Source organism: uncultured Gilvimarinus sp., from assembly GCF_963972205.1.
Classification (GTDB): Bacteria; Pseudomonadota; Gammaproteobacteria; order Pseudomonadales; family Cellvibrionaceae; genus Gilvimarinus; species Gilvimarinus japonicus.
Genome location: NZ_CAXAUC010000003.1, coordinates 141,491 through 167,438 on the forward strand (window position 1 = coordinate 141,491; position 25,948 = coordinate 167,438).

14 protein-coding genes are annotated in these 25,948 nt (G+C 53.6%); 9 read left to right on the forward strand and 5 right to left on the reverse strand.

Annotation, left to right across the window (positions count from 1 at the left end; genetic code table 11):
• Positions 1-79: 79 nt before the first annotated feature.
• From AACY82_RS07660 to AACY82_RS07670, 3 genes are all read right to left on the reverse strand, one after another.
• Entirely contained in the window at positions 80-4,585 is a 4,506-nt protein-coding gene (locus tag AACY82_RS07660; RefSeq protein ID WP_339616200.1) for a hypothetical protein, read from the reverse strand.
• Positions 4,586-4,968: 383 nt separating this feature from the next.
• Positions 4,969-7,260, reverse strand: a complete 2,292-nt coding sequence (locus AACY82_RS07665; protein ID WP_339616201.1) for a DUF255 domain-containing protein — start codon at positions 7,258-7,260, stop codon at positions 4,969-4,971.
• Between the two features lie 6 nt (positions 7,261-7,266).
• Positions 7,267-10,449: a CRTAC1 family protein gene (locus AACY82_RS07670; protein ID WP_339616347.1), complete on the reverse strand. Its 3,183-nt coding sequence runs from the start codon at positions 10,447-10,449 to the stop codon at positions 7,267-7,269.
• Between the two features lie 550 nt (positions 10,450-10,999).
• On the opposite strand from AACY82_RS07670, the gene AACY82_RS07675 reads away from it, so the two are divergent.
• The 6 genes from AACY82_RS07675 to AACY82_RS07700 all read left to right on the forward strand — a co-directional run bounded on the left by AACY82_RS07675 (position 11,000) and on the right by AACY82_RS07700 (position 17,772).
• A complete protein-coding gene (locus AACY82_RS07675) occupies positions 11,000-11,233 on the forward strand; it encodes a hypothetical protein (protein WP_339616202.1) in 234 nt (77 codons plus the stop codon).
• 2 nt (positions 11,234-11,235) lie between these two features.
• Positions 11,236-12,435: a hypothetical protein gene (locus AACY82_RS07680; protein WP_339616203.1), complete on the forward strand. Its 1,200-nt coding sequence runs from the start codon at positions 11,236-11,238 to the stop codon at positions 12,433-12,435.
• 528 nt (positions 12,436-12,963) lie between these two features.
• Complete coding sequence (locus AACY82_RS07685; protein WP_339616204.1) at positions 12,964-13,680, forward strand: glycosyltransferase family 2 protein; 717 nt, start codon at positions 12,964-12,966, stop codon at positions 13,678-13,680.
• Positions 13,677-14,039, forward strand: a complete 363-nt coding sequence (locus AACY82_RS07690; RefSeq protein WP_339616205.1) for a DUF2304 domain-containing protein — start codon at positions 13,677-13,679, stop codon at positions 14,037-14,039. The genes AACY82_RS07685 and AACY82_RS07690 overlap by 4 nt, the downstream gene beginning before the upstream one ends.
• Complete coding sequence (locus AACY82_RS07695) at positions 14,036-16,525, forward strand: hypothetical protein (RefSeq protein ID WP_339616206.1); 2,490 nt, start codon at positions 14,036-14,038, stop codon at positions 16,523-16,525. The genes AACY82_RS07690 and AACY82_RS07695 overlap by 4 nt, the downstream gene beginning before the upstream one ends.
• Before the next feature lie 80 nt (positions 16,526-16,605).
• Entirely contained in the window at positions 16,606-17,772 is a 1,167-nt protein-coding gene (locus AACY82_RS07700; protein WP_339616207.1) for a glycosyltransferase family 1 protein, read from the forward strand.
• On the opposite strand, the gene AACY82_RS07705 is transcribed toward AACY82_RS07700, so the two are convergent.
• Positions 17,685-19,145, reverse strand: a complete 1,461-nt coding sequence (locus AACY82_RS07705; protein WP_339616208.1) for a glycosyltransferase family 1 protein — start codon at positions 19,143-19,145, stop codon at positions 17,685-17,687. The two genes, AACY82_RS07700 and AACY82_RS07705, sit on opposite strands and share 88 nt — an antisense overlap.
• On the reverse strand, positions 19,142-21,289 hold the full coding sequence (locus tag AACY82_RS07710) for a hypothetical protein (RefSeq protein WP_339616209.1): 2,148 nt from the start codon (positions 21,287-21,289) through the stop codon (positions 19,142-19,144). The genes AACY82_RS07705 and AACY82_RS07710 overlap by 4 nt, the downstream gene beginning before the upstream one ends.
• Before the next feature lie 807 nt (positions 21,290-22,096).
• Between AACY82_RS07710 and AACY82_RS07715 the strand changes: the two genes are divergently transcribed.
• From AACY82_RS07715 to AACY82_RS07725, 3 genes are all read left to right on the forward strand, one after another.
• Complete coding sequence (locus AACY82_RS07715; protein ID WP_339616210.1) at positions 22,097-22,990, forward strand: glycosyltransferase family 2 protein; 894 nt, start codon at positions 22,097-22,099, stop codon at positions 22,988-22,990.
• 159 nt (positions 22,991-23,149) lie between these two features.
• On the forward strand, positions 23,150-24,517 hold the full coding sequence (locus AACY82_RS07720) for a hypothetical protein (RefSeq protein ID WP_339616211.1): 1,368 nt from the start codon (positions 23,150-23,152) through the stop codon (positions 24,515-24,517).
• An 11-nt stretch (positions 24,518-24,528) separates the two neighbouring features.
• The gene (locus AACY82_RS07725) at positions 24,529-25,938 is read left to right on the forward strand and encodes a hypothetical protein (protein WP_339616212.1); all 1,410 of its coding nucleotides are present in this window, start codon (positions 24,529-24,531) and stop codon (positions 25,936-25,938) included.
• Positions 25,939-25,948: the final 10 nt, after the last annotated feature.

The window sequence follows — 25,948 nt, forward strand, 5'->3', positions numbered from 1 at the left end:
TTGTCGCGGTCGAATACCGCTCCCACGAATTGGTCGTTATATCTTTGTTCTTATGGTTCTTTTTTTGTCCATCGGGCACCTAGGTCCGGCCAGCGGTACTCAGAGACCGCCAGCCAATACCGGCCAACAACAGGGTTAGCAAAAACAGCCACATGGTACTCAGCATCGGGAGAGATGCCGCTGGACCGACCACCACCACCGTCAGCACGGCCGTCGCGTTACCGCTGTTACCCAAGTTGGAGGTCAGGTCACTGGTGACGCTGGTATAGTCACCCGCGATAGTGTCGGCTGGCACATCCAGTTCCACCTGAAACGAACACGTGCCACCGGCAGCAAGCGCGCCGTCGGTAAGCGCGATGGCCGAAGTGCCGTCGACTAACGAGCCGGCACCACAGGCAGCGTTGATAGGTGTATTGGCGGCAGTCATGCCCGGAATAAATGCTTCCAAGTCGTCAGTAAATGCAAGCCCGGTTACGGCGTTGGCTGGATCTGGATTAGTAATCTCGAATGTCACCGTGGTCGTATTGCCAGCTGCAACCGAGGCCGGAGCGAATGCTTGAGTGAATGCCAGCGGTGCGACGACCAGATCAGCACTATCGGCCGGCGCTTGAACTAAAACGCCCCCGCGAGTACCGGTGGCAACGCTGGTGGTGTTAGTAAACGTGCCAGTCGGCGCGCCGGCCGGAACACGTAACGGAACCACCACAGTGCATGAACCGCCCGCGGGCAGACTGCCCCCCGTCAACGATACAGTGCTAGCGCCCGAGACCTGCGAGCCTGCACCACAGACATTAGCGCTCGGCAGCCCTTCTGCCGCCAAACCGGAGAGGGTTACCCCCAGGTCATCGGTCAGCGCGATGCCTGTGAGCCCAAAACCCGAGCCATTGACAAACGAAAGCTCCATTTCGACCAACCCGCCCGGCAACACAGGCTGGGTGCGGAACGATTTGATCACAACGAAATCACCGGTAACCACATCAAGAGTATCGGTCGCAGTACCACTGTCTCCAGAGCTTGAAGTCAGCGCACCGGAAGTGTTAACGAACGTGCCTTCGGCGCTACTGACAATGTCGACCTGAATGGTGCACTGACCACCAGCGGCTACGCTGGCACCGCTGAGTTCCACTGTGCCCGTTCCGGCGACGGCCATTACAGTGCCCCCTGTGCATGTGCTGGAGGCGTTCGGCGTACCGGCCACTGCAAGACCAGCCGGCAGGTTGTCGGTAAACATAAGTGAATTCACCGCCGCCGCGCTGGCACTGTTATCAATAGTGAACGACAGCCTGGTAGTACCACCGAGGGTAATGGCATTGGGCATAAACACCTTGCCAAACGCCGGAGGCGGCTCGATCTGCAGCGAGGCCGAGGCTGGAGCGGACGCAGGAAGGCCGTTGCTCGACAAGTTCGACGTGGTGTTAGTGAAGCTGCCCGGTGTGGCCGAGGCTGGTACTTGGAGCTCCACATCGAATGTGCAGGATTCGCCGGGACCAAGTTCACCACCGGTAAAAGCTAACAGGCTGGTACCGCTAAGCTGCGAACCGTCCCCACAAACATCAACCTGCGGTGTGTCGGTCGCCACCAAGCCGGGAATCACCGCGTCGAGGTCGTCGGTAAACGACAGCCCGGTGACACCGTTACTGGCATCGAGGTTCTCCAAAGTGAAACTCAGCGTAACAGTGCCGGTGGCTCCGACAGGCCCAGAGAAGCTCTTGGCAAAAGTCACGCTATTGATGCGCAGCATGTCGCTTGCAGCAATACCTTCGACGGCCTCGCCAGCCATGATACCGGTTGCCGTCGACGTGGTATTAAGTGAGCTACCTGAGGCGCTAGCCGGAATGCGCAGTGTCGCCGAGAAGGTACATGTCGCGCCCGGGCTCAGCTCGGCACCAGTCAAAGACAGAACGCCAGCGCCAGAGAGCTGGGAGCTGCCACCACAGACACCGCTTTGGGTACCGCTTTCGGAAACCAAACCAGCGAACACCGCACCGAGGTCGTCAGTAAAGGCAATGCTGCTGATTGTTTCGCTAAGGCTAGCGTTAGTAAGCGTAAAAGCCAGCGTCACGGCACCGCCGGGAATGGCCGGGTCATCGATAAACTCTTTGGACAACAACAACGGGTCGCTAATCAGCAGGCTGTCGGCGGCCCCAGAAAAAACGAAGGGGCTGCCGTCAACGGAACCAGATAGGCTGGAAGTCACGCTGGAGTACTCTCCGGCGGCTGTTCCTGCAGGCAACTGCAGGACCGTGGTAAAGCTGCAGCTGTTACCAACCGCTAGGTTGCCGTCGTTCAGAGTCAACACACCAGCGGAGAACGTGAGCGAAGATCCGGCGCCGCAAATGTCGCTCTGCGGCGCATCGGTGGGCATTAGCCCGGCTAGTACCGCATTCAAGTTATCGGTGAAAGTCAGCCCGGTCAGCGTCTCGGCCCCCAGGTTGTCAACCTGAAAGCCCAAAGTAACGGTGCCCCCTGATACCGCCGGATCATCTAGAAAGCTCTTCTGGAAATCGATGAAAGCTACATCAAGGTTATCGCTTGCGGAATTGCCCACCACAGCCTCGCCGCCGGCGGTCGCGGTGACTGCACTACTAGTGCTAGGGTAACTCGCCGGTGCAGCCCCAGCCGGCACCTGAAGAAGAACCATGAAGGAGCAGCTTTCTCCCGCCGCAACGCTGGCACCGCTGAGCGAAAGATTGCTGCCACCACCCGTAGAAAGTGCACCGCCACAAGGTGAGGCAGCAGAACTGATTACCGTTAGGCCAGTCAAGGCAGCCTCTAGGTCATCACTGAAAGCAATGTTGGTAAAATCCACTAAGCTCTCACTGGCGTCCAACGTAAACTGCAGCTCGACAGTGTCGCCAGCGCCTACCGGGTCGCCAAAACGCTTGCTTAGCCGCGGTGCTGCAGCGCGGTTGACTTCAGCCACGCCACGGTTGCCGGCCACTTGGCCGCTGCTGTAATTGCCCAGAATTGGAGTTGTCTGATTGACATAGATCCCCGGCGGGATATTGGCTGGGAGTTGAACATCCACCTGAAACGTACAAGAAGTGCCCGCCGCCAGAGAGCCGCCTGTAAGACTAAAAGTTTCGTTCGCGGAGGCTCCGTCAGTGTCAAAAAAACCCGATGCGCCACCGCAAATATTGTTCTGGGCGTCGGGAGCGACGCTGGTGCCCCCCAAAAAGGCAGAGAAGTCGTCCGTAAAGCTCAGATCGGAGACCGCATTGGCCGGGTCGGGGTTGGAGACCGTGAAGCGGGCTGTAATGAGGTCCCCACCCGACACCTGATTGACCTCGACACACGGGTCAGTCGGCGCAGCGCCGGACTCACAAAATTCTTTGATCAGCACAGGGGCAGCGCCTACGTCCAGATCGTCCGTGGCCGGAGAGAAGGTGCCGGCGCTGGAGGCCACCGAGCTGGTTGTATTGGGATAGGTTCCTACAGCAGCTCCGTTAGGCACGGTGACCTCGACGGAGAAACTGCAAGAGGCGCCGCTGGCCAATGTGCCGCCGGAGAAGGTGAGAATGTCGCTGCCTGAGATGCTGGAGCCACTGCCGCACGGATTAAGAGGAAACGGACCGGTGGCCTGGAGCCCGGACAGAGTGGCATCCAGATCATCGGTAAAACTGATGCCTGTCACCGTGCTCCGGGTACTGTTGGTGAGGGTAAATTCTAGCCCAGTTGTTCCCCCAGGGGCCACCGGGTCATCAAAGCTCTTGGTCAGACCGAGGGGATCCAAAGCAGAGGTGATCTGGTCGACAGCGAAGCCCAAGCTGCCCAAGCTGGAGGTGGCGTTCGTGGTGCGGTTGTTGAAGGTCCCAGTGCCGGTGACCTCCACGTCGACGCCCAACTCACAACTCGTAGACGAGGTCAGGAAACCGCTGAAAAAAGACACCGAGGTCGCACCCGACGAGGGGGTGAAGGCGCCCGAACAAGTGTTCGTGGCATCGGGCGCTGTCGCTACTTGTAAGCCTGCAGGCAAGTTGTCGGTAAAAGAGAGATTGAAAACATTGCCGGCCCCGCTGTAGTCAAAGAAAAAGCTCAGCCGAATGACCTGCCCAGGGACGACGCTACTGGAGGAGAACAGCTTGCTGAAGCTCGGCCGACTTGCATCAATGGTCAATGTATCGATCGCAGGGCCGCTGTTGCCAGCGCTAGAGATAAGGTCGCCACTGATGTTGTCGTAGTTCCCGGCAGCAGCCCCGGTAACATCCACCCGCAATGTACAAGTAGTGTTAGCACCCAGGCGAGGCGAGTTGAAGGACACGGTATCTCCCCCACTCGGCGCACTTACAGCTGTTGATGGATCACAGCCCGCCCCTAGCACCGGGCTGGGCGGCGTAGCTAGCAACAACCCAGGCGGCAAGACGTCGGTGAACTCCAGATCCGTCGCCGTATCCGATGCGGTAATGGTGAAAGTCAGTGCGCTGGTGCCACCTTCGCCGATGGTGTCGGGGGCGAAAGCTTTCGAGAAGTTGGCCTGTGCCGCTGCCTCGCTTGCGAATACTAGAGCAAAAAGGGTGGTGGCGAGCATGGTCGTAGCCCGGCTGTATAGGCCGGGCCGACTAGCAGCGGCTTGCTTCAAATTCATATTATCTGCCCTGATTTATAGCTAAGTCGTTATTAGAAGTTAAATAAGCCGTACGACGAATATTGCCTGTTGAGCCCCGCTACTTAGCTGGCTCTGAATAGCAATAGGTCTTTTAGCTGCTATTGGAATCCCTTTTGGCTGGCAAAAATAAAGTTCGCCCAATCTGTTTGTAGCTTACCACTCTCGTGATTCCGTGAAAAGAGTCACAACTCCCTAAACCCATACATTTCTTAACTCTCTGCATACAGAGACACACCTCAGCCCTTAAGTGCCCAGCGCCATTACAAGTACAAGTGCAAATAGCGGTTTCCCCGCGGCAATAAGGGACGCAAACACATATATCATTTGATTTACAGCCTTACTCAACCCTAAAGCACTGCATATTAAAAGATAATAAAGCTCTCTTGCGGGAGTAAACACAACTCATCATTGCAAGCCTGAAGCGGCACGCTAATCTTAGCTCTGCGGATCACCTCTTCTGGTTTTTTTGAAATCAATATCTTAAATTCACCATCAAACAGGCTTAACGGTTCATCTTGGAACCCCAACCTCAGTACATTGCGCCTTGGATACTCAACAAGCAATTCAGACGTGGACTTTACAATTGTCGGCACCAAGTAGTCTTGCAGTGGCTCATTCGAGTTTATATGCCACCCTTCCCTGAGACTAAACTGCAACTCAATTGAGACGCACACCTTTGCCAATGTTTTTGTGCACACAATGCTTAAGCGACCTACCCCATTGGCGAAGTACCGAATACTTTCAGAGCTTCCATTCAGCTCATTATTCAGGTAGTGCAGAGAAGAAAAACGATTGATGGCTGATTCTGCAACGCGAGCCTTAACCTGATTCAGCCCTTCAGGGTCTATTTTGAATAATTTAGGGTCAAATGTTCGACGTTTAAGGGCGAGCTCTACCTCCTGAAAAACTACTTTAGGGGAAATCAGCTCACCATCCATCAAACTAAAAGAAGCATTTGACCCCAACTGGGATGGTATCGCGGACTGAGGCAGAGCGGCATTAGCATTGGCTGACTGATAAATAGTTTTTGCTCGCTCTAACCACTTTGGATTTCGTGTAACATCATAAAGCCCAACAAAACCTCGGCTCAGATAAGCATAATCCTCGAGACTAAAAAGCTCTTGACGGCGATCCGATGTTCTAAACAGCCTTCCGGTTCGATCATCAAACCTAGATGCCCACATTAATTCGCCAACTTTTTCAGCTATACTTATATACTCTTTATTATCAAGCGCCCTGGAAGCCATCGCTAGAGAGTAAATCATTAGCCCATTCCAGCTCGCAATAACCTTATCGTCTCGGTGCAAACTCCCTCGACTATGGCGCTGCTCTTGCAGCGTTTTCAAAACATCTAACATCTCAGCGTTTTTTAAGGCAATGTCACTCAAGATTCCCAACGTTCTGTTTGACCTCTTCTCGCCAGCCTCAACTGAGTAAGACGATATTCCTTCAATTTTCAAGGCGTCTGCCACATCAGCTCCTGACCACAAATAAAACCCTCCCTCCTCGCCGTTAAAATCTGCGTCTAAAGCGGAGTAGAAGCCCCGCCCCTCTTGGTAAAGATACTCAATAGCAAAATCTAGCGTTTCTTTTGCAACAAACCGGTAGCTATCTTCACGAAACCCTTGCCACGCCTCTAGGTAGACCTGCGCCATTAACGCTTGGTTATACAACATCTTTTCATAATGAGGAACACTCCACTGGCTATCGGTAGAGTATCGATGAAACCCACCGCCCACATGATCTCGAATCCCTCCATTCATCATCTTAGTTAACTGTAGCGATACCAGCTTAGCCAGATCGGGGTCCAGAGCTCTTCTCAACTCATCGAGCAAATACAGTAACAAAGACTCCTGAGGAAACTTGACGGCTCCTTTCAGCCCCCCAAACTCAGTATCCAGAGCGTCTACGACTTTCTTCTTGGAGCTCGTTAACAGTTCAGCAGTGTCAACATGCACGTTATTGTTATCTTCACCTTCAGAAACAGCTGTCAATCTCGATATATTTCTCGCCGTTGTGAGCAAAAATTCTGGATTATTTTCCCAAGCAAAGCCGACTCGTTGCAACAAAGTAACCAGATTTTCTTTCGAAACGTAGGAGCCAATATAGATTGGCAACCCCTCACTATTTATTATGGCAGTGATGGGCCAGCCGGCAGAGCCTGTGACAGCCTCTAACAACGAAGCGTAATGGCTATCTATCTGCGGCAACTCTTCTCTATCAACCTTTATGGCAACATAAGAATCATTGACAGCTATAGCCACATCGACATCAGAAAAACTCTCCTTTGCCATCACGTGACACCAATGACACGTTGAATAGCCGATCGACAGGAAAATTAGTTTATTTTCTGCCTCAGCGCTCGCCAAGTACTGATTGCGCCAAGGCTTCCAATTTACTGGATTCTTGGCATGTTGGCGCAAGTAAGGAGAAGAGCTATTAACTAAAGCATTTAAATACTTCCCTTTTGCTTTGGAAAAAACTTTATCTTCACTTTTATCCTTTGCTACTTCCAGCCACTCGCCAAATTGGGCCTTTTCAGACCCGGAGAGCAATGGCGGGGGGATAAAATCCGCTTCAGCGCTCGAGCAAAGGCTAATGAAGATCACCAATACCAATAGACCAACAAGCCTGGCGGCTTTTGATGCAGACACTTTAAACTACTTCTGCTTTATTGTATGAGAACGATTCAAAGCCAAAGTATCGACAACTTGCTTCTCGCCATTCGGCCAGATAATTTCTAACTTATCGATACTCTGACCACCCAGCCCTATGTGCTGCTCTTTAGGGTGAACAGACATATAACCAATCGTACTGTGAACCTCTCTCCAGATCTTTTGCCCTGCAGAGGTATACAGCACTATTCGCGCACCAATAGCGTCACGGGAGACTCCTTCACCCGGGTTCCCAATGAGCTTAATTTTCACCCAATTAGAGTTAGCCCTTGAAGCATCTAGCTCATTCCGATAAAAATATGCTTTTTCGTGATAGTTATTCAGAATTAGATCTAGGTCGCCATCATTATCAAAATCCAAATATGCGGCACTTCTTGAGTTACCGACAAGGTCCACACCAGACTCTTTAGATCGATTATTAAGCTTACCATTTTGATTGACAAAAAAGACATTGGACTCTTTTGTCGCTACGGGCATATAGACATTCTTGACCTCGTTGGAATGAGGGTCGGTATAGTATGGGTTCTCGCTGCTGTACAGATTAAACTCATTCATACCGTTGGTAACATATAAGTCGTTGTCGCCATCATTGTCGAAGTCAAAGAAGTCTGCGTCCCACGACCACCCGGTAGACGAATAGCCTCTTCCCACTGCGTCACTCAGCTCGTAAGAGACCATACTGCCCGGCTTTGACAGGAAAAGGTCATTGGCCTCAACCACCCTCATATTCGCCAGCTTTTCAGCATTAAACTTCATAGTGGTGTCTTCGTTGGGCAAAACATACTTTTCATCTTTATTCATGGTAACGATGTTCGAAATGTATATATCGGGCTGCAAATCTTCATTAAGGTCTGCGATGCCAATATTCATTGTATAAGACGGTTTGTCAGTTCCCAGTTTTTGCGAAATGTCTTTGAATCGGTTGCCACCCATATTCTTAAGGTAGGCGTTTACGCCAAAGTCATTACCGACAATTAAATCCTGCAACCCATCACCATCAAGGTCTGTATGCGCTACCGCCTGCCCCCATCCGGTATTGGCAGCTCCGCTTCCCTCGGTAATATTTTTAAACTTAAATTCGCCCATATTTTTGAAGAGTTGGTTAGGCAGCCCATTGTCGTTTCTTCGTTTCAGCGTCGGCAGCACGCCTTTTGTATAATGACCAAAATAAGTTATGTAAATGTCCAGCAGTCCGTCGTTGTCAAAGTCAGCAACCGTTGCGGGCCCACCAACCAAGTTGCCCCCCCCTAGATTGGCCACTTCGGTAACATCCTCAAACTTGCCTCCGCCCAAATTCTTATAAACTCGATGAGAGTCTTCCACGTAAGTTACAACAATATCCTGAAGACCATCATTATTCAGGTCAGCAACAATGGGTTGTCGAGGCTCCCCTGGGGTGTTATCAGACTCTCGCCTCCACCCTAAACCAGAAGACTCAGTGATATCCACAAACTTCTCTCCATTGTGATTCAGATAGAGCTTATTGCCTAACCCACCAAGAATCAGAATGTCGACATACCCATCATTATTAATGTCTTCTGCTGCAACCCCACCCCCCCCAAACGCCGGGGGAATCGTAATAACACCCACTCCCTTCCCTTTATCGAGATAACTTCTTAACTGACGACTAAGCCAATCTGACGTACGATGCATAAAATCAATTCCAACCGAAGAGGAAATATCCGTGAAGAACTTTTCATTCGATTTAGAAGTGAAATCAACGCCAGACGAAACAATTGTATGCTGCTTACCCTCGGAAATTTTAATGCTCGCGTGACGATTAACTCTATCCTGAATAGACTTGAGACCAGATACGAACACCTTGGACGATATCCTCTCCTGCCCTTGTGATTTTGCAACGTCTCCTGCCACTCGCAGCGACAAGACACCGAACTGAGCAATATTCTCTACAATAAGCTCCAGCGCGAAAGGGTCTGGCTGAAGCTTTGCGCTAAAATCGGGAGAGTTCAAGGCATATTCTAGATAGCGCCAATGCAACCCACTATCACGAAATGAGTCCATATCATAAGACTCGATAGCCACCTGATCCTCACTGTCGAGCTTTGGAAAAAATAGCGCATCTTCGTACTCATCAATACGATGGGGAATAAAAACATCCACTAAAGATTGAACATCTCTCTCCTGAATCGTCAGGTGCCCCCTTGAGAGTGCATTCTTTTCAGATTCCAGATAAAAATCGCGCGCAAAATGAATCAATGTTTCAACGTAGAGACTCTGAAAGCGCTTGGCCTCATCAGAACCTTTTGGCCAACTGACCCTCGCAAAATAAACCTGTAAATTTCTAACAAAGAGCTGCTCGGATATATCATTGTAAACTTTGTACGAATCAACCTTTTGCTTTATGATTTTTTTCACTAAAGAAAGATCTGCGATCTGCCGGTCGCCCTTGGCAGGAGCTTTGCCTTCTTTATTTTGTGCCTGTATTCTTTTTGGCCCCAACAACTCGGACCACACTACAACCAAGTTATCAACTGAAACTTCATGACTATCACTTCTTCTGGCTCTTTCATCAGCGATTTTTAATACCGCCAAACTATGCAGATCTAACGCCTCCTTTAACTTGTTAATAGCCTCTTGACTAATGGGCAGCAGGTTTGACTCCATATCAAACAGCGACTCCTGCTGTACCGCTAATATGGCTCGCAAAGCATAGGCAATTGTGGAATACTGACGTTTATCAACCTTATTGATATTGACTTGCTGACCGCCCGGATAAACAACCTCCCAGTGATCATTCTTTCCTCGTCGGTAGTTTATTGAGCCAGCCAACACCTGGCTTAACGTTTCAAGATTTACCGATGACTGACCATTTTGTTTTGATTTTTCACTGGCCTCTGCCCAAATTGACCTTGCAAACTGTTTTTGCATCAGGTTTTTGCTAAAACGCGCCTCTTTCGAAAGAGGTGTTCCAAACATAAAATCCTCTAACCTTGATGCAGTGGCATAACATTTGGGGTCCCTTTCCTTTTCGAGGAGTTTAATCTCGTTGACGATATCTTCAATCGAGTCTTCAGGTTGCGAAGTTGTGGCCGCAAGACTATGGAGCGAACAGAATAATGCCCAACAAATAAAGACTGTCTTACTAATTCTCACCATCGAATTGGCCACTCCAAGGTAGTTAGGTTTTATTTTAGGGTTGCGATCCATCACTTGAGTGATAGTAACAATCGGCTCAGGATGTTGATTTGGCTTTATTATGAAGGATTCTCTATGTAGTGACCAAACATTTTAGGCCACTGCTTTTTAGTGACCACGGTGCTACGCCGCTCATGCGCACAATGATGACTAGGCAATAAATGCTCTACGATGCTGGACATATCGAGACAAAACGGAATCCAGCCGAAAGACGATTCAAACCAGGGCTCAAATACGGATCGGCGCACCTATGATTATTACTTGAACTCAGAAAGCATGGCGCATAGAATCTCCCCTTCTCTATATTGATAATAATGCGATAACAATGAAACGGATATCCCTCTCAGCACGCGGGCATGACCGAGCCATACCGGCACTTCTGTTAGTCTCAGCCCTGCTGCTGAGACCACTGGCAATTGCCGCCCCAGACAACTCCCGCCAATCAGGTGGCGAGCCTGAGCCCCTTCAAAGCGGATGGACTGCATGGCTTGACCCAGTCACTGGAGCGCTATCAAAGGAGAAACCCCCAGAAGGTGAAGTGTTACCCCTAGACGATCAGGCCTTGCGCCATTTCAGCACCTCCGAGCTCGACCTCATCCCTGAAACAAGACCAGACGGCACGGTGATCCTCGACCTACAAGGGCGATTTCGCCAAGGCAGTGCGGCAACTATTGGCAATGGCGGGGAGGTGAATATCCACAGGATCGGGGGTCAGATGTTCATGAGCCCTGACGGGCGCGAAATTAATCGCCGCCTATATGACAACAATAATCGTCCGGATGGCAACGAGCCGTAACCATGACTCACCAATTAACTCGCCTTTCACTTATTTGTTCACTGTGGTGCACCGGCGCTCTGGCTGATGCCGTGCTGTCACCTGTTTATAACGACGGAGCAGTTGAGGGATTCAACTCCTTCGACCCGCCCCACGCAGCCTCCGCAGAGGATGGCAACCCAGGAGCAACTCTGGGGGAGCAAAGGCGCTGGGCATTTGAGCGGGCGCTGGAATACTGGGCGCGCAGGCTTGACAGCGACGTCGTTATCGAGGTGGCCGCAGAAATGAACAACCTGTCTTGCAATGCATTCAGCGCCGTATTGGGCTCGGCAGGCCCCAACAACGTGTCCCGCGACTGGTTTCCCGGTGCCGACGGCACCAACCCCACCTTTGCGAACACTTGGTACCCTATTGCGCTGGCCAATAGCATCGCCGATAGAGACCTAGGGCCTGGATCGTCTGATATCGGCTCGCAATTTAACAAAAACATCGATGAGAGCGACAACTGCCTCGGGTCAAATACTTGGTATTACGCCCTAGGTGAAGCACCCCCGGGAACGATCAGCTTTTTCGCAACTGTGCTACATGAGATCGGTCACGGTATTGGTGTGACAACTTTTGTTGACAACGCCAGCGGCTCTCGGCTTTTGGAGCGGGACGACGTTTATATGAAGTTCTTGGAAGATCACAGCACTGGCAAGTTGTGGCCCGAGATGGACGACACTGAACGAATGGCGTCGGCGATTGACACCTCTGACCTTCACTGGGTTGGCGCCAACGTGCTGGCCGCTCTCGGCCCTTTGAGTGACGGCATTTCCGGCGGCCATGCCCAGATGTATGCGCCGAACCCGCTGAGAGGAGGCTCCTCGGTTTCCCACTGGGACACCGCTATTGAAGACAGCGATAACAACCACGAACTGATGGAACCTAGCGCCACAGGATCCGAGAAGCTCTTAATCACCGGTGAATTGCTGCAGGACCTTGGCTGGAATGACGTGCTGGCTAACGACTGCACATTCACCTCTGATCGCTTGTCGCTATCGTCATTTTTCAGCGGCGACAACACACATAATGCCTGCGTAAGCGTGACATACGACGGCGCGGTCATAATCGGCGGCAGTACCAATGCCACAGCGGGCCGAGAAGTGGTGCTAAAAAACGGATTCACTGTAGAGCAGGGAGCCACTTTCGGGGTGAACACCGACCCTGATATTGGATTGTGACGTTGCTGCACGGCCAGGAAGAACAACCCACCCCAGCACCTGGGTTAGATTATGGACACTCGCCATATCTCGCCGCGTGATATGGCTGGAGTGAATATGGCGGCAATCAAAGCTGGAAACGAGATACTAAAACAGACCTAGCCGAGACGAATACCTCGCTTACTCCTCTGAATAACAGCTGGAGAGTCTAAAAGCCTTGACGCAAGCACACAAGTAAGATGCGAGGACCAACCACCCAAACGTCAGTATTCATAGATTATCGGCTGTGCGGGTGTATCGCTGTTACGTGCAGGTCATACCCCAGCAAAGCCATACGCAGAGAATCCATTCTATTGCAGTTGCCGGTCTCTTCTTGGGGGCAAGTATAGCCCCGAGTGCAACTAAAAAGATCGTTGGCGACGCGCCGAATATCTGCCTTGCGAAACCGTGTCAAATTAACACTAGAGATCCTACATTTACCATAGAATCTCCTTACCGCTTCCCCTATACTCCCCGCTTTCAAAAACACGCTCTGAAATAGGATGCTAGGTGACAGCAAGAGCCCGCTTTTCGCCCAGAGTAGGCGTCGTTATCCCCGCCCTCAACGAGGCCACATCTATTAGTGGGGTCATCTGCAGCCTGCGCTCTCAGTGCAACTATCCGGTAGTGGTGGTCGACGACTGTAGCGAGGACGACACCATCAATATCGCTTCCCAAGCTGGCGCCCACGTACTACCACTGGCCGCCCGACTTGGCGCCTGGGGTGCGACGCAAACCGGCATCCGCTATCTACTGCAGCAAGGCTTTGACATCGTAGCAACCTTAGACGCCGACGGCCAACACGAGCCGGAGTCTTTGCCCGCCTTATTGGCGCCAGTAATAAAAGGCGCCGCTGACGTCGCGATTGGCACCTGCCCCGGGCGTGTTTCACGTCTGCGTCTGCTTGCTTGGATGATGATGAAAACAACGTCGGGGCTGCGCATGGAGGACATCACCTCTGGATTTAGGGTGTACAATCGGCGAGCTCTAGTAGAGCTCGCCGACGCACGTGCGACACTGTTGGACTACCAGGATGTCGGCGTACTGCTTCACCTACAGGCTGCGGGGCTGACACTACTGGATGTGCCGGTACAGATGCAAAGCCGCTGCGAGGGGTCTTCGCGAGTTTTTCACTCTTGGCTTGTAGTCGGCCGCTATATGCTGCAAACCCTGGTGTTAGGGCTGTCCAAACGGCGATTGAGTGCGCAAACGGAGAACAAAACATGATTTTATGGATAAACGCTGCCATCGGACTGCTGGTGGCAACAGCAATTTTATTTCTGATACGCCGCGACAAACTGCATGTGCGACACGGTGTCTTTTGGCTATTGGTAGCTGTGGCGTTCGCCGGACTGGGATTCGCTCCTCCTCTGGTGGACTGGCTGGCGAAGGTAATCGGTGTCGGCTACCCACCGGTACTCGCCATAATGGCAACCATTGCCGTATTGGTAATCAAAATCCTGCTGATGGATATGGACCAAGCACGCCATGAAGTGCAGCTACAACGGCTGATTCAGCGAGTTGCCATACTGGAGGGCACCATCCGGCAACACGCTAAAAGCGACGACGACACCACCTCCCCATGAACCCCGTACTTCTCACGGCCACTCTACTGCTGCCCTGGGTGGCGGGAGCTTTAGTCCTGCGGCCATTGCGCCAGCGGCTGAGGCTCACCCAGGCAGGATGGCTGGGTTACGGCTATTTTCTCGGCGCTGCCTTATTAGTGCCATGCGCAATACTTGCCTCCATACTCCCAGGATTGGCAACACCCGTAACGCTAATACTGTCTCTGTTAACTCTAACCCTGGCCACCAGCCTACTCGCACAGTGGGCGCGGCAGTTCTTGCCCACCGCAGTGCCCCCGGCCTTACCCCCTGTCACCCGATACGAACGTTGGTTAACGCTCCTACTACTGGCTCTGATTGCCGTGCACCTGAGCTTCTCGGCGTTAGAGCTTTACTGGCGTCCAGTGTTCCCTTGGGACGCCTGGCAAACCTGGCTGTACACTGCCAAAGTTTGGTACTTTAACGGCGCGCCGATAGACATACTCCCACCCGGACAGTGGCCCAAACTCGCCGACGAGATCAGCTATACGGCGCAGGGGCATCACTACCCTTGGTTAGTTCCTGTGCAATCTTGGTGGTTGGCCAGCCTTCTGGGCTCCTGGGACGAAACCCAGGTCGTATGGCCCGCCCTGCCAGCCGCCATCGCTTTGGGACTGGCGCTATGGGGACAAGCAGTGGCCGCCACTCGCCAGCGCCTGGCCGGCCCAATTGCGGCTTGGCTATTGTTGTCGCTGCCGCTGCTGCAGACACATGTCAGTCTTGCAGGCTACGCCGACCTGTGGCTCGCCGGTTTTAGTGGCCTGGGGCTGATTGCCATCACCCGCGGATTGCTAGAGGCACACCGGGGCCAACTACTACTGGGACTGGCAGCGCTGACACTGGGGCTGCTGGTTAAGCACGACGCCATCATTTGGCTCTCTTGCGGGCTCTTGCTGATCGGCTTGCTACGGCTGCGACAAATGACAACCACAACCATAGTACTCACTGGCGCGCTGCTGCTGGGATTGCTTGCTGTGGGTCTGTCGCGCCTTGGGCTGCAGCTGCATTTTGAGTTTGCCTACTACGCGCAGCTTTTGTGGTTGGCCGACAGCTGGCATCTACTCTGGTACTTACTGCCTGGGGCCATACTGTTGGCCCTATTGCCTGGATCGCCAGCGCGAGCAACAGCCAAAACAGTAGGGCTACTGCTCGCGATTCTACTGGCCAGCCAACTGCTGCTATTCGGTGCAACCAATGCCAGCGGCTGGGTGGGCACCGCCGCTAGCCGACTATTACTGCACGTCTCTCCCTTGTTGATCTTCGCGCTGGCTTGCATCGCTGGCGCCAGCGTTAAGGCGCTACCAATACGGCACCGGTGGCGCTGCGCGATGGCTATCTTGGCCAGCTCGCTATGCCTGCTGCTTTTAGTGGGCACTTGGTTGCTGCTCAGCGCAAACTCCAATAACAAACCCGCCGACGCATTAGACTTCAAAGCGCCGCAATTACTTGTAGTGGACGGTCCACTGCGCCCGCTCTACAGCCGGTTGATACTGTCTCCGTCCACCGATGGCCACGCCATCGTGAGCAGCGGCCCAGTGCAATTCGATGCCGAGACCTTTGACCTGCTGAATGTAGATATTGACGGCACCAACCAAGACAAACAAACCTTTCTCTGGCGCACCACAGCAAGACCAGCCAAGCCGTTTACCCGCGACTTAGTCATCGGCTCTGGGAAAATCAGACTCAGTGAGGACGACAACTGGCAGGGCGAGATCATCGAAGTGGGGCTGGTGCTCTACCCCGACACCCAGCGAACCCTAAGCCTAGCGGGGCTGCACCTAGAGGCAGCGACACCGTTAAGTCTGCTGAAGCTGGCCATCAACGACTGGATCACCCCCCACTTTTGGACGCAAATTTCGATCAATCGCACCGAGTTGAGCGCATCCTCGGGTCTGCCAACACTGCCACTACTCGCCGGGCTCTGGGTGCTGTTTAGCTGGATTGCTCTGCGCCTGCTTACCGGCACTGCGCCCCCTGTGCAACCGCTACTGGGCGCGGCCTTGTTCGCCTGGTTGCTGCTTGATGCGCGCTGGCTACACAACAACTACCGCCAAGCGCTGGCCACTCAGGCGCACTACGCCCACGCTGCCGATCCCGAGGCCCTGGAGCTGGGCGATGACGCCGCCCTCTTAGAGCTGGCGCGGCAAACACGCGCGGCTCTGGGTCAAAAGCCGCAACGAGTTTTGCTTGTCGCTGAAGATCCACCTCAAGAGTTTGCTTTACGGCGCTTAAAATATGCCTTGCTGCCCCACTCCGCCTACATCCGCAAGAGCCGGGTATCGCGACGCCGGGCCGCCTCTATGGACGCCGTACTCTGGCTGACTACCGACGCATGGGATATGCAGACCGCTTGCCCACGGCCGCTGCACCACACAAAGCCTGTCCTCGCCACATCGCGCGGCATCTTGTGTACACTGCCACCGCAACCAACGGCGCTAGAACGTACCCCAAAAAAACCAACCCCCTAAACCAGCTGCGCACGACTTGAGACGGACCCTGGCCATGGCAAGACCCACAACAAAAACGACGCCATCTGCGGCGATTGATAATGGCTGAACCAGCCGGCACTCTAACGCCCTTGCGCATAGCCGTCGATTGCAGTCTGTTATCGGGCAGTAACGGTGGCCTGGGCCGCTACCTGCGCGCTCTGTTGCCTCGGATGATGGCCAGCGCTGGCAGCGACGTCGATTGGTACTTGTACGCACGTTCTGCTGCGGCCTGTGCCCAACTGCCGCCTGCAGCGCGCCTGCGCCAAGACCACCTGCCCGAGCATCTCGGCCGAATCTTGTCCCCGGCTCTTTCGCTACCACACTGGTCGTGGCGCGATAAACCTCATGTATTCTGGGCTCCCGCCCACCGGCTGCCGGTGTGGTTGCCGTCGACAACCGCCGGGGTCGTCACTATCCACGACCTCGCCTGGGCTCGCGTACCAGAGACCCTGCGTCGCAGCACCCGCTTGCTAGACCGTACCCTGATGGCTCGCTCGGCGGCACGGGCCGAACGTCTGATTTCAGTGTCTGGCGCTACCGCCACCGATGTCGCCAAACACTGGCCCAACGCGCAAGCGCGAACCCGAGTGATTTACGGCGCAGCGGAGGCTCTACCAGCACCCGGTCCACTGGCTGCCATTGCACCAAAGCTGCAAGAGCGGCACTACTTTCTGTTCGTGGGTACCCCAGAGCCACGCAAGAATCTGCCCAGATTATTAGAAGGCTACGCCATAGCCTGCGAGAAGCAGGCGGACTTTCCACCGTTGGTAATAGCGGGTGGCCATGGCTGGGGGGGCGAGAACCTAGAGGCATTGATCGACCATCATCAGCTTGCTGAGCGCGTCCATCTGTTGGGGCCGGTGTCGGACCCAATGCTTGCCACCCTCTATAGCAACGCTCTGTGCCTGGTTATGCCATCACTGTACGAAGGCTTTGGCCTACCAATAGTAGAGGCGCTGCAATACGGCCTACCGGTAATCACCTCCAACACCTCTAGCATGCCTGAGGTGGCCGGGCCAGCAGGTCTGCTGGTAAATCCACTGGCAGCGGCTTCCATTGCCGACGCTTTAGAGCAAATCGTTCAAAACCTACCGCTGCGAGCAAAACTGGCCGAGGCCGCCAGCCGTCAGGCCTTACATTATTGCTGGGACCGAGCCGCCAATGCCACGCTAGCGGTACTACGCGACGCGGCGGCCGCCAAACGCTGCACCTCATCGCGAAACTGAACAGCGCTCTCGCGCCAACTGATGGCGAGATCGCACTTTTCTTGCTTTACCGGGGTACCCAGTTGCCATTGCTCCACCAGCAACTCCAGCTGTGCCGCTAGCTCGGCCGGCCGGTCTGGCGCAAAGTAGCGGCAGGCGTCGCCGCCCACTTCGCGAAATGCGTCAATGTCCGAGGCCACCACCGGCGCACCGTGGCGCATACCCTCGACAATCGGCAGGCCAAAACCTTCGGCCCAAGAAGCGCACACCATTGCGTCGGCACGCTGGTAGCAAGCACTGAGTGTGGCATCATCGGCATTGTCAAAATGCCGTAATCGCGTCCCTGCCTGTGGGTGCTCGCGCAAACGCGCCGCCACCTCGGCGTTAGACCAACCCGGCCGACCGACAATGACCAGTGTCACGTCATGTTGATGCCACAGTAAATCCAACGCATCGAGAATAACCTGATAGTTTTTGCGCGGCTCTATGGTGCCCACCGCCAAAACCACAAAACCCGGCACCGCTTGCAGTGGATTGGGGCCAGACAACACCGAAGATTGGTGCAGTTCTGCCCCCAACCGAAAATTACCTGCCGGCAAGCTGCGGGCATTGACCGGGCCCGCTTGCTGCACGTACCTCTCCAGCGCCTGGGTGGTGGCGGCTGAATTGGTAATAAAAAAATCGGCTCCCTCTGACACCTGCTGAAACCACCCTGTATAACCTGCTACGGTACTGGCTTGGCACATCTGCGGGATGGTAAGGGGGAACAGATCATGCAACATAGCCCCGACCTGAATACCGCTATGCTCACGCGCTGCAAACAAAGCCTCAAGCATGGCAGGAGAGTCCCAGGTAGAGTCCACCAACACCACGATATCTCCTTGGCGAAAGCGCATGGGCGCGACAAACAAAAAACCCAAAGGCCACAGCAACAAACCCAACACACGATAAAATCCATCCGAGTTGCCGCGCGTATGTTCTGGGTTTTGCGCTGCAGGCGCAGCCTCACTAGAGCCTGCCCAATCGGCGCGCTGCGCACCTCGCAACCCTTGCAGCAGTTTACGCAACCCCGCTTTCACGGGCTCCCTCAGCGGTGCCAGCAACGGCCACCGAGCTACTTTGCTGATCAGCCGGGTAGCGATTGAGATACCCCCCAGCAACCTGCGCCCCCAGGTCACCAGGGGGTGTGGAGCCTCAATAAGCGGGCGCCGCGGGCGCAAAAAACGACGCCCAGCCCATACTAGCGGCAGCAACTCCACCTCATCGCTAGAACCCCCTTTGTGTGCATTGGCCAGGTTGCGTGCCACCCGACGAATACCACCACTGCCGCCTACTAAATAAGTGTGAGTGCACTCAATAAATATCCGACGCCGGACTGCCTTGACAGCACTCATAGCGGGTACCCATGGCGCGCCAAATCGAGATCAAAGGTGTCCACCAACCAGCGGTTCAGCTCGCGACTGCGCGCTTCGATCAACGCCCGCTGGGCATCACTCAAAACAATCTTGCACTTGTCACCGTCACCTTTCTTTGCCACATCTTTCAGAGACAATCGACGCTCCCGGTTGCTGAGCTCAAACCACCGTTTCCGCTCGTCTTCCGAGGCCTCGATGGTTTGCAAAAACTCCAGCTCAGCGGCAGTCAACGCCGGGTTCAAGTGGCGGTCTTCAAACAACTCGACACCGGCATTATCAACCCCCATAAAATCCAAAATACTGGCAAAAAAGGCTTCTCTATCTTCAATCATATCTTCCAGCAAAAATATACCCACTTTGTCCCGCCCCAAAAACTCCACTGCAAAACGAAGGTTTTTTCCGAAGTCAAAGCGAGTATCGTTGGTCAGTCGCCACCAAGATGGCCCCGCTAGCCACTTATCCAATGGAATAAAAGCCCTGTTTTTAGGGATCGTGTGGTGCTTACCGTGACGGGCACAATCCCTCAAGGCGTGTAAGTAGGCGGATGGTAGACGTTTAAGCGGGTTACGCAGAGTAGCTATCACATGCACATCACCCAGTACATTTTGCGCCTCGCGCAAAATGTACTGAAACTCCACAGGCGGCTTGATCAGCAACGCCTCCCAAGACCCCAATATGGGCTTCTCCGGGCCCTGCACCTGAGAGTACGCCTGCAACACAGAGTGCGCTTGCACGACATTAGTCGGTGCCCAGCACCGCCAAAGGATAGGTCGCAAAGCACGATATACCTCTTCAGACGCACAGTGTTTTTTCGCCATCCAACCATTGCGCTTACCCAAATAACAGATACCTGGGTGTTGGCCAAACAAAGTTTCTTGAAGTGTCGTGGTCGCAGTTTTGGGCAACCCCATGTGCAAAAAAACTGGCGGTAAACCGGTGGTCGACACTTTTAACGGGCGCATCCGCCAGCGTCCGGCACGGGCCGCGAGCAACTTTAGCCTAGCAGCCGCACCGCCCAGCAGCTGTAATGCCGACAAGAGCCGACGAGTAACACCCAATTTTTGCTCAGCGACCGATGCCGCTCGCCACCCCCTGATACGGCGGCGAACCTCTGCACTCAAATCGGTATCCCGCGGAGCCAATACTTCAGGGTAATCACTAAAGTCCTCGTCAAACAGCGGCCCCACCAGCGCCGGGAAGGCCTTTTTAGCTAGGCGGGCATTGCCTGGGGCAAAATGAGCGTAAAAAGCCTGTGCTTGAGCTCGGGTGGCCGGGACATTGCGGCCCCGGTGCTCGCGGCCAATACTGGCCGCCAGTAACTCTCGCGAAGGGTTGACCCCCTTCAGCGGCTCCTTGGGCCACTGCCTATTCAGCTCCAACAGCAACTGAACTCCGGTTTCGCTGAGCGACTCATTGATTTTGGCAGGCCGTGATTTACCGTCCTCAGTAATCCCGATCCGGTCACAAAAATCCGTTAGTAAATCGCCACCGGCCAAATGCTTCGGTGCAAAAACCCCAGCATGCAACGCTTTTTCACCAAACACCTGGCTCCAGTTAGCGTAAATGCGCTCATAGTCGTAATAATAAGGCAGCAAATCGCCCGCTATGGCACTGAAAACCCTCGGCTCCGCCTGCCCAGTCTTAAGCTTGGTGGAGTAGTGGCTAATGGCCACGCGGTCCTGACGGCGAAAGTACACAACCACCTGCACATTATCACTCCAGCGACTTAGCAGCTTTTTTAATGCGCGTAGTCTGGCGGGCCCAATCAGCCGGCTGTGAAAATGCTCGGAAGACAAGATCAGGGTATGGCAGCCCGGACAGGCCAACAGCTCCTGGTCAAATGCTTCCAGCAGTCGCTGCCGGTAGGTATCTGCTCCGGCCTTATTGCGAATACCGAGGCGAGCACCTATTTCCGTCTTCCAAGGCCGACCTTGCACGGCAGCAACTACCCCCCACTGACTACCACCATTGAGCCCAGTAAATCGCGGGTAAACCACCCCCTCTGCGGCCAGCTCCGCGCGGTTGTTAGAGAGAAAATGCTGTATTGAGCTTGTTCCTGTCTTCTCCGTACCTATATGCAGTACGATCCGGTCAACCCGTACTGGTGTTGCATTACGACTCATGCTCCTGCCTCGGTCTGTCATACTAAGGCCCGCGAGTATACTTTACTCACCGCAAATCAGCATCTGTGGAATTTTGCGATCGGACCAGTTCGCATGAGGGGAACACCCTCCTCGCTGCGGTTAAAAGTAAGTATCACCCCCTCTTTTGGGTATATATCAGTTAGCTAGCTCGGCAGGACTTTACACGACGCTTCTCGACAATTTTGAGGCCGCGGTCTAAAGTATTTAGCTATACTCAGCACCCGACAACCGGGCTTGCGGATTTGAGGCATTTTAGTGGCCAGATGGCAGATAGAACCGAAGGGTATTTAGACAAGCACGCACGGAAACTTTCTCAGTAAAAATCTACGGGTACGTTTACTGAACCTCTGCGACACTTCAGGCAACGATTTTATTGACTCGTAGGCGGATTCCAACTCTCTACATTCAGCAAGCGAAGCCCAAGCAAAATTAGCTCGTCATCGTGCTGAGCCTCACAACTGGAACTCAGTCAGCGGGCAAAGCAGAGCTCGATCAATGGCCGACAGCGCTTTCGTCATTGGAGTGATTTGTTCGAGCTTCATAGCTGTACACAGCTTCCAGTCAGAGAGCAAGTTAGCTCTAACATACCGGAGATATGATTTTGCGAGAAATGCTATGATGGGTTGCTAAAAAACTACCCGTGTGGCGCCTCGCAAGGCGAGAAGTAGATCACTTTTTTATCAGCTTGAACCTCCAAGTGCGAACAATTTCACACTAAACAAAGAGCAATCAAATAAAGTACCCTCACAATTTACAGGGACGATCCGATATGTGCAGAATAAACCCATGACACCTCTTATATCCATTGTGATGCCGTCCTTTAACCAAGCGGACTTTATTGCGGCCGCCGTAACCAGTGTGCTTAATCAAGGTTACGCGCGCCTAGAGCTGATTGTTGCCGATGGCGGCTCCACAGACGGTACGGTAGAAATACTTAGCCGTATTCAAGCCCATGACGGCCGGCTACGCTGGTTTTCAGAGCCTGATAAGGGCCCTGCCAATGCCATTAATAAGGCACTGGCCCGTGCTCGCGGCACGCTGATTGGCTGGCTTAATTCCGATGACCTTTACACACCCGGCGCAGTCGATCGAGCAGCGGCTGCCCTAACAGGCCCCGAGAGATACGCGCTGGTTTACGGCCATGGTGTGCATATAGATGCACTGGGCAACGAGCTAAACCGCTACCCTACCCTGCCACCTGACACCGCATACAGCCAGTTTGCCGATGGCTGCTTTATTTGCCAGCCCACCCTGTTTTTTACACGCTCGGTGTATCGCCTGCTTGGTCCGCTAGACGAAAACATCAAAACCGCCTTTGATTTTGAGTATTGGCTGCGGGCCTTCAAGGCCTTTCCCGGCCGCATCGGCTTTGTCGACGACGTTCAGGCTTGCTCACGGCTGCACGATAGCTGCATCACCCTAAATATGCGCTATTGGGTGGCTATAGAGGGGCTACAAGTACTGCACAGGCACATGGGCACAGCTCCTGAACATTGGCTGTTAACGTATTTTTCAGAGCTTATAGAAGGCGGGGGTGCACCTCCCGAAGGCGAGACCCTACCAGAGCATACAGAAAAAACTTTACTGGCGGCATCGACTTATCTAAGCAAGGCCGAACTTGGCAAATTAAAGCAAACGCTGCAAGACGACGCCAAATACGCCCAACTAAAAATCGCTTAAAAGCATTTAAAAAAAGCGGCAAAAACACAAATTCTGCTAAAAGGGTTTTTTACTACTTTTTGCGTGTCGCTCTCTGCTACAATGCTGTGCTAAAAATTGGGCCGCGACCGCCGTACGTGGCGCAAGGAGCAGCCGGGGAACCTCAAGGAGTCAGTCAATATGCAGTCTTTGTCCATCATCGGCCACCCTGGGGGGCGCTACACCATCGCGCAGCAGCTTTTAGCCCAGAGCCCTTTCCAAACTCTGCGCTGCGTCGATCTGGACCACGAGCAAACCCTGCAGGCTGCCTTAACCGACAGCGGCCACACCTTACTGGTTTACTGCCCCCCGGGTATTATTCTTGCCCGAGCCATTGAGCAGAACCACAATGCCGACAGCGAACAAACGCTACAAAACTGGTGCGATAAAGCCCGTATCCTGTTGCGCCACTATATGCTCAACCGCGAGCGCTGCACCCTAATAAACGAACTGGCGTTACTACACACCCCAAACACAGTTCTGGCAGCGCTTGCCAGCAAAACCGGCCAAGCAATGGCAACAGAGGCGGCGCAAGGCACCGAGCAAGTGCTCCAGCCTGTGATCGAAGCCCTAGGCACCAGTTTGGCCTACGCCGACCCGACCAGCAGTAGCCTATATCGCGACTTAGAAACCGTAGCAGACATCAGTGGCAAAGACTCCGTGCCACAGTACCAAGCAAACCTGCGCAAGGCCTTTCAACACATAACGGCCGAACATACCAAACTACAGAGCGCAGCCGACCACGCACACGAGAACGCCCAAACGCTGCAAAAAGAAAACGACCGCCTGCTGTTGCAGCTGGAGCAAGCACAAGAAGAGCTAACGCATTACTCTTGCGAGCACCAAAAGCTGTCTGAAGCGACCAACATTACCACTAGCACACCGAAGCCAGAACCCCACGAGCGCACGCAGGAGCTCCAAGAAGAAAACGAACTCCTGCTGCTACAACTGCATCAAGTACAAGAAGAGCTAGAACACTACTTTTACGAATATCAAAAGCTGTCCGCAACAGGCAACGCACTTACCATCAGCCCGCAGCAAACGGCTAATGCGCCGGCAGGCTTCCCGCTAGAGACCCTCTTTGACTTACAAAACGATTATATAGTGGGCGACAACTGGTACGATGCAGAGCACGACGGCCGCTGGGCTGGCCCCGGCACAGACAGCACCCTTACTCTGCCCGCCGTTGGCCAGGGCCGCTTTGAGCTTACCTTCGATATCGTGCACGCCTTGGACAGCCGCATCGTAAAAGACATGCAAGTGCTTTTTAACGGCGAGCCACTCACGCTCAGCCATAAATTTGGCAAACTACCGCTTAAGCGTTTTCCTTGCCGGGTGCGCACCGAAATTGACACTACCGACACCCCCCAGCAAACACCTTGGCAACTGCGATTGCGCTTTCCTAAAACCGCCTCACCCGCCCCAAAAGGCAGTGACGACAAACGCCAACTGACCATTCGTCTCAGAGCCATTCGTGTTCAGGCCCTGTCAACGCCCCATCAAGGTTGAAGTAACCATCCATGGAAAACGCACAAACCATTGCGCAGTGGCAAGAGCTCCTACAGAACCTCGCCCCGGTAACAGGCTGGCTTTACATTGGCGCAGGCCGCGGAGACGTGCTGCGCGAAACACGTTTTGCCAAAGTGCCCCGACTGCTGGCGGTAGAGGCAGAGCAGCACAGCTACCAAATGCTCGCGCACGCCACCGCCCCCCACAGAAACTGGCAAGCCGTTCACGCCTTAGTCAACAACACCTACGGGAGAGCCACTTGGCACCAGTTATCCCGCGAAGAAGAGAGCGGACTACTCCCGGCCGACGCCCTAAGCGCACTGTGGCCTAACCTTAATGAACATAAACGCGCCGAGCACCCGGCGGTATCATTAAGCCACCTGCTAGAGCAAACAGGTGAAAGCCAAGAACACTACAATTGGCTAACCATCGACTGCCTGCCCGCCGTACGCCTACTACAAGGACTAAACGGTGCCCTAAACACGTTAGACATGATTGAGCTGCGCGTTGCCATTAATAACGGTATCGCCTCTGGTCAGACTGGCGCGACCCTTGAAGAATGCGATGAACTTTTGCTACCCCAAGGCTTTACACGACTGACTCTGGAGGAGACAAACAACCCACTGCTTGGCAGGGCATTGTACGGACGAGCGCTCGAACGGCAACTCACTAAACGGCAGCTCACTGAAATATGGAAGCTAAATGCAGAGCTCGAGAGCCAAAACGACGCACTAACCTCGCAATGCAATAAGCTTACAGCAGTAAATGAGACGATTCAGAACGAACAGGAAAACCTACGCTGCGAGCTGGAAAACCAAAAAAGGCGGGAATTACACACCCAAGAAAAACTACAGCAAGCACGGCAAGATGTGATTGCCCTTGAGAGCCAAAACAGCGAGCTGACAGCGCAATACAGTGAATTAAAAGCAATAAACGATGCCTCCCAGAACGAGCGCGACTGCATGCGCAACGAGCTCGAAAATCAAAAAAAACAGGATTTACAAACAAAAGAAAAACTACAACAAGCACGGCAGGATGTGATTACGCTCGAGAGCCAAAAGGACGAACTGACCTCGCAATGCAGCGAGCAGAAAGCGATAAATGATGCAATTCAGAAGGAGCTCGAAAACACCTACAACGAACTGGAAAATCAAAAAAGACAAGAGGTACAAACAAAAGAAAAGCTACAGCAAGCCCAAGCCGAGCTCAAAGAGCAACAACGCTCCGCACAACTCAGCACCAAATTACTGGCCAAAGTAGAGGCAGACGCATCTGACCTGCGCGAGCGCTATGCCGAAAAAACCAAAAGCGAGCAAGAGCTTAAAGACCTCATCAAAGAGCTGCACGCCAAACTACAAGCTGCATCGCACTTTTATCACAAGCTTGAGCAAGAGCACCCCGAAGTGCTCGAAAAACTGTAACAAAGGTTGC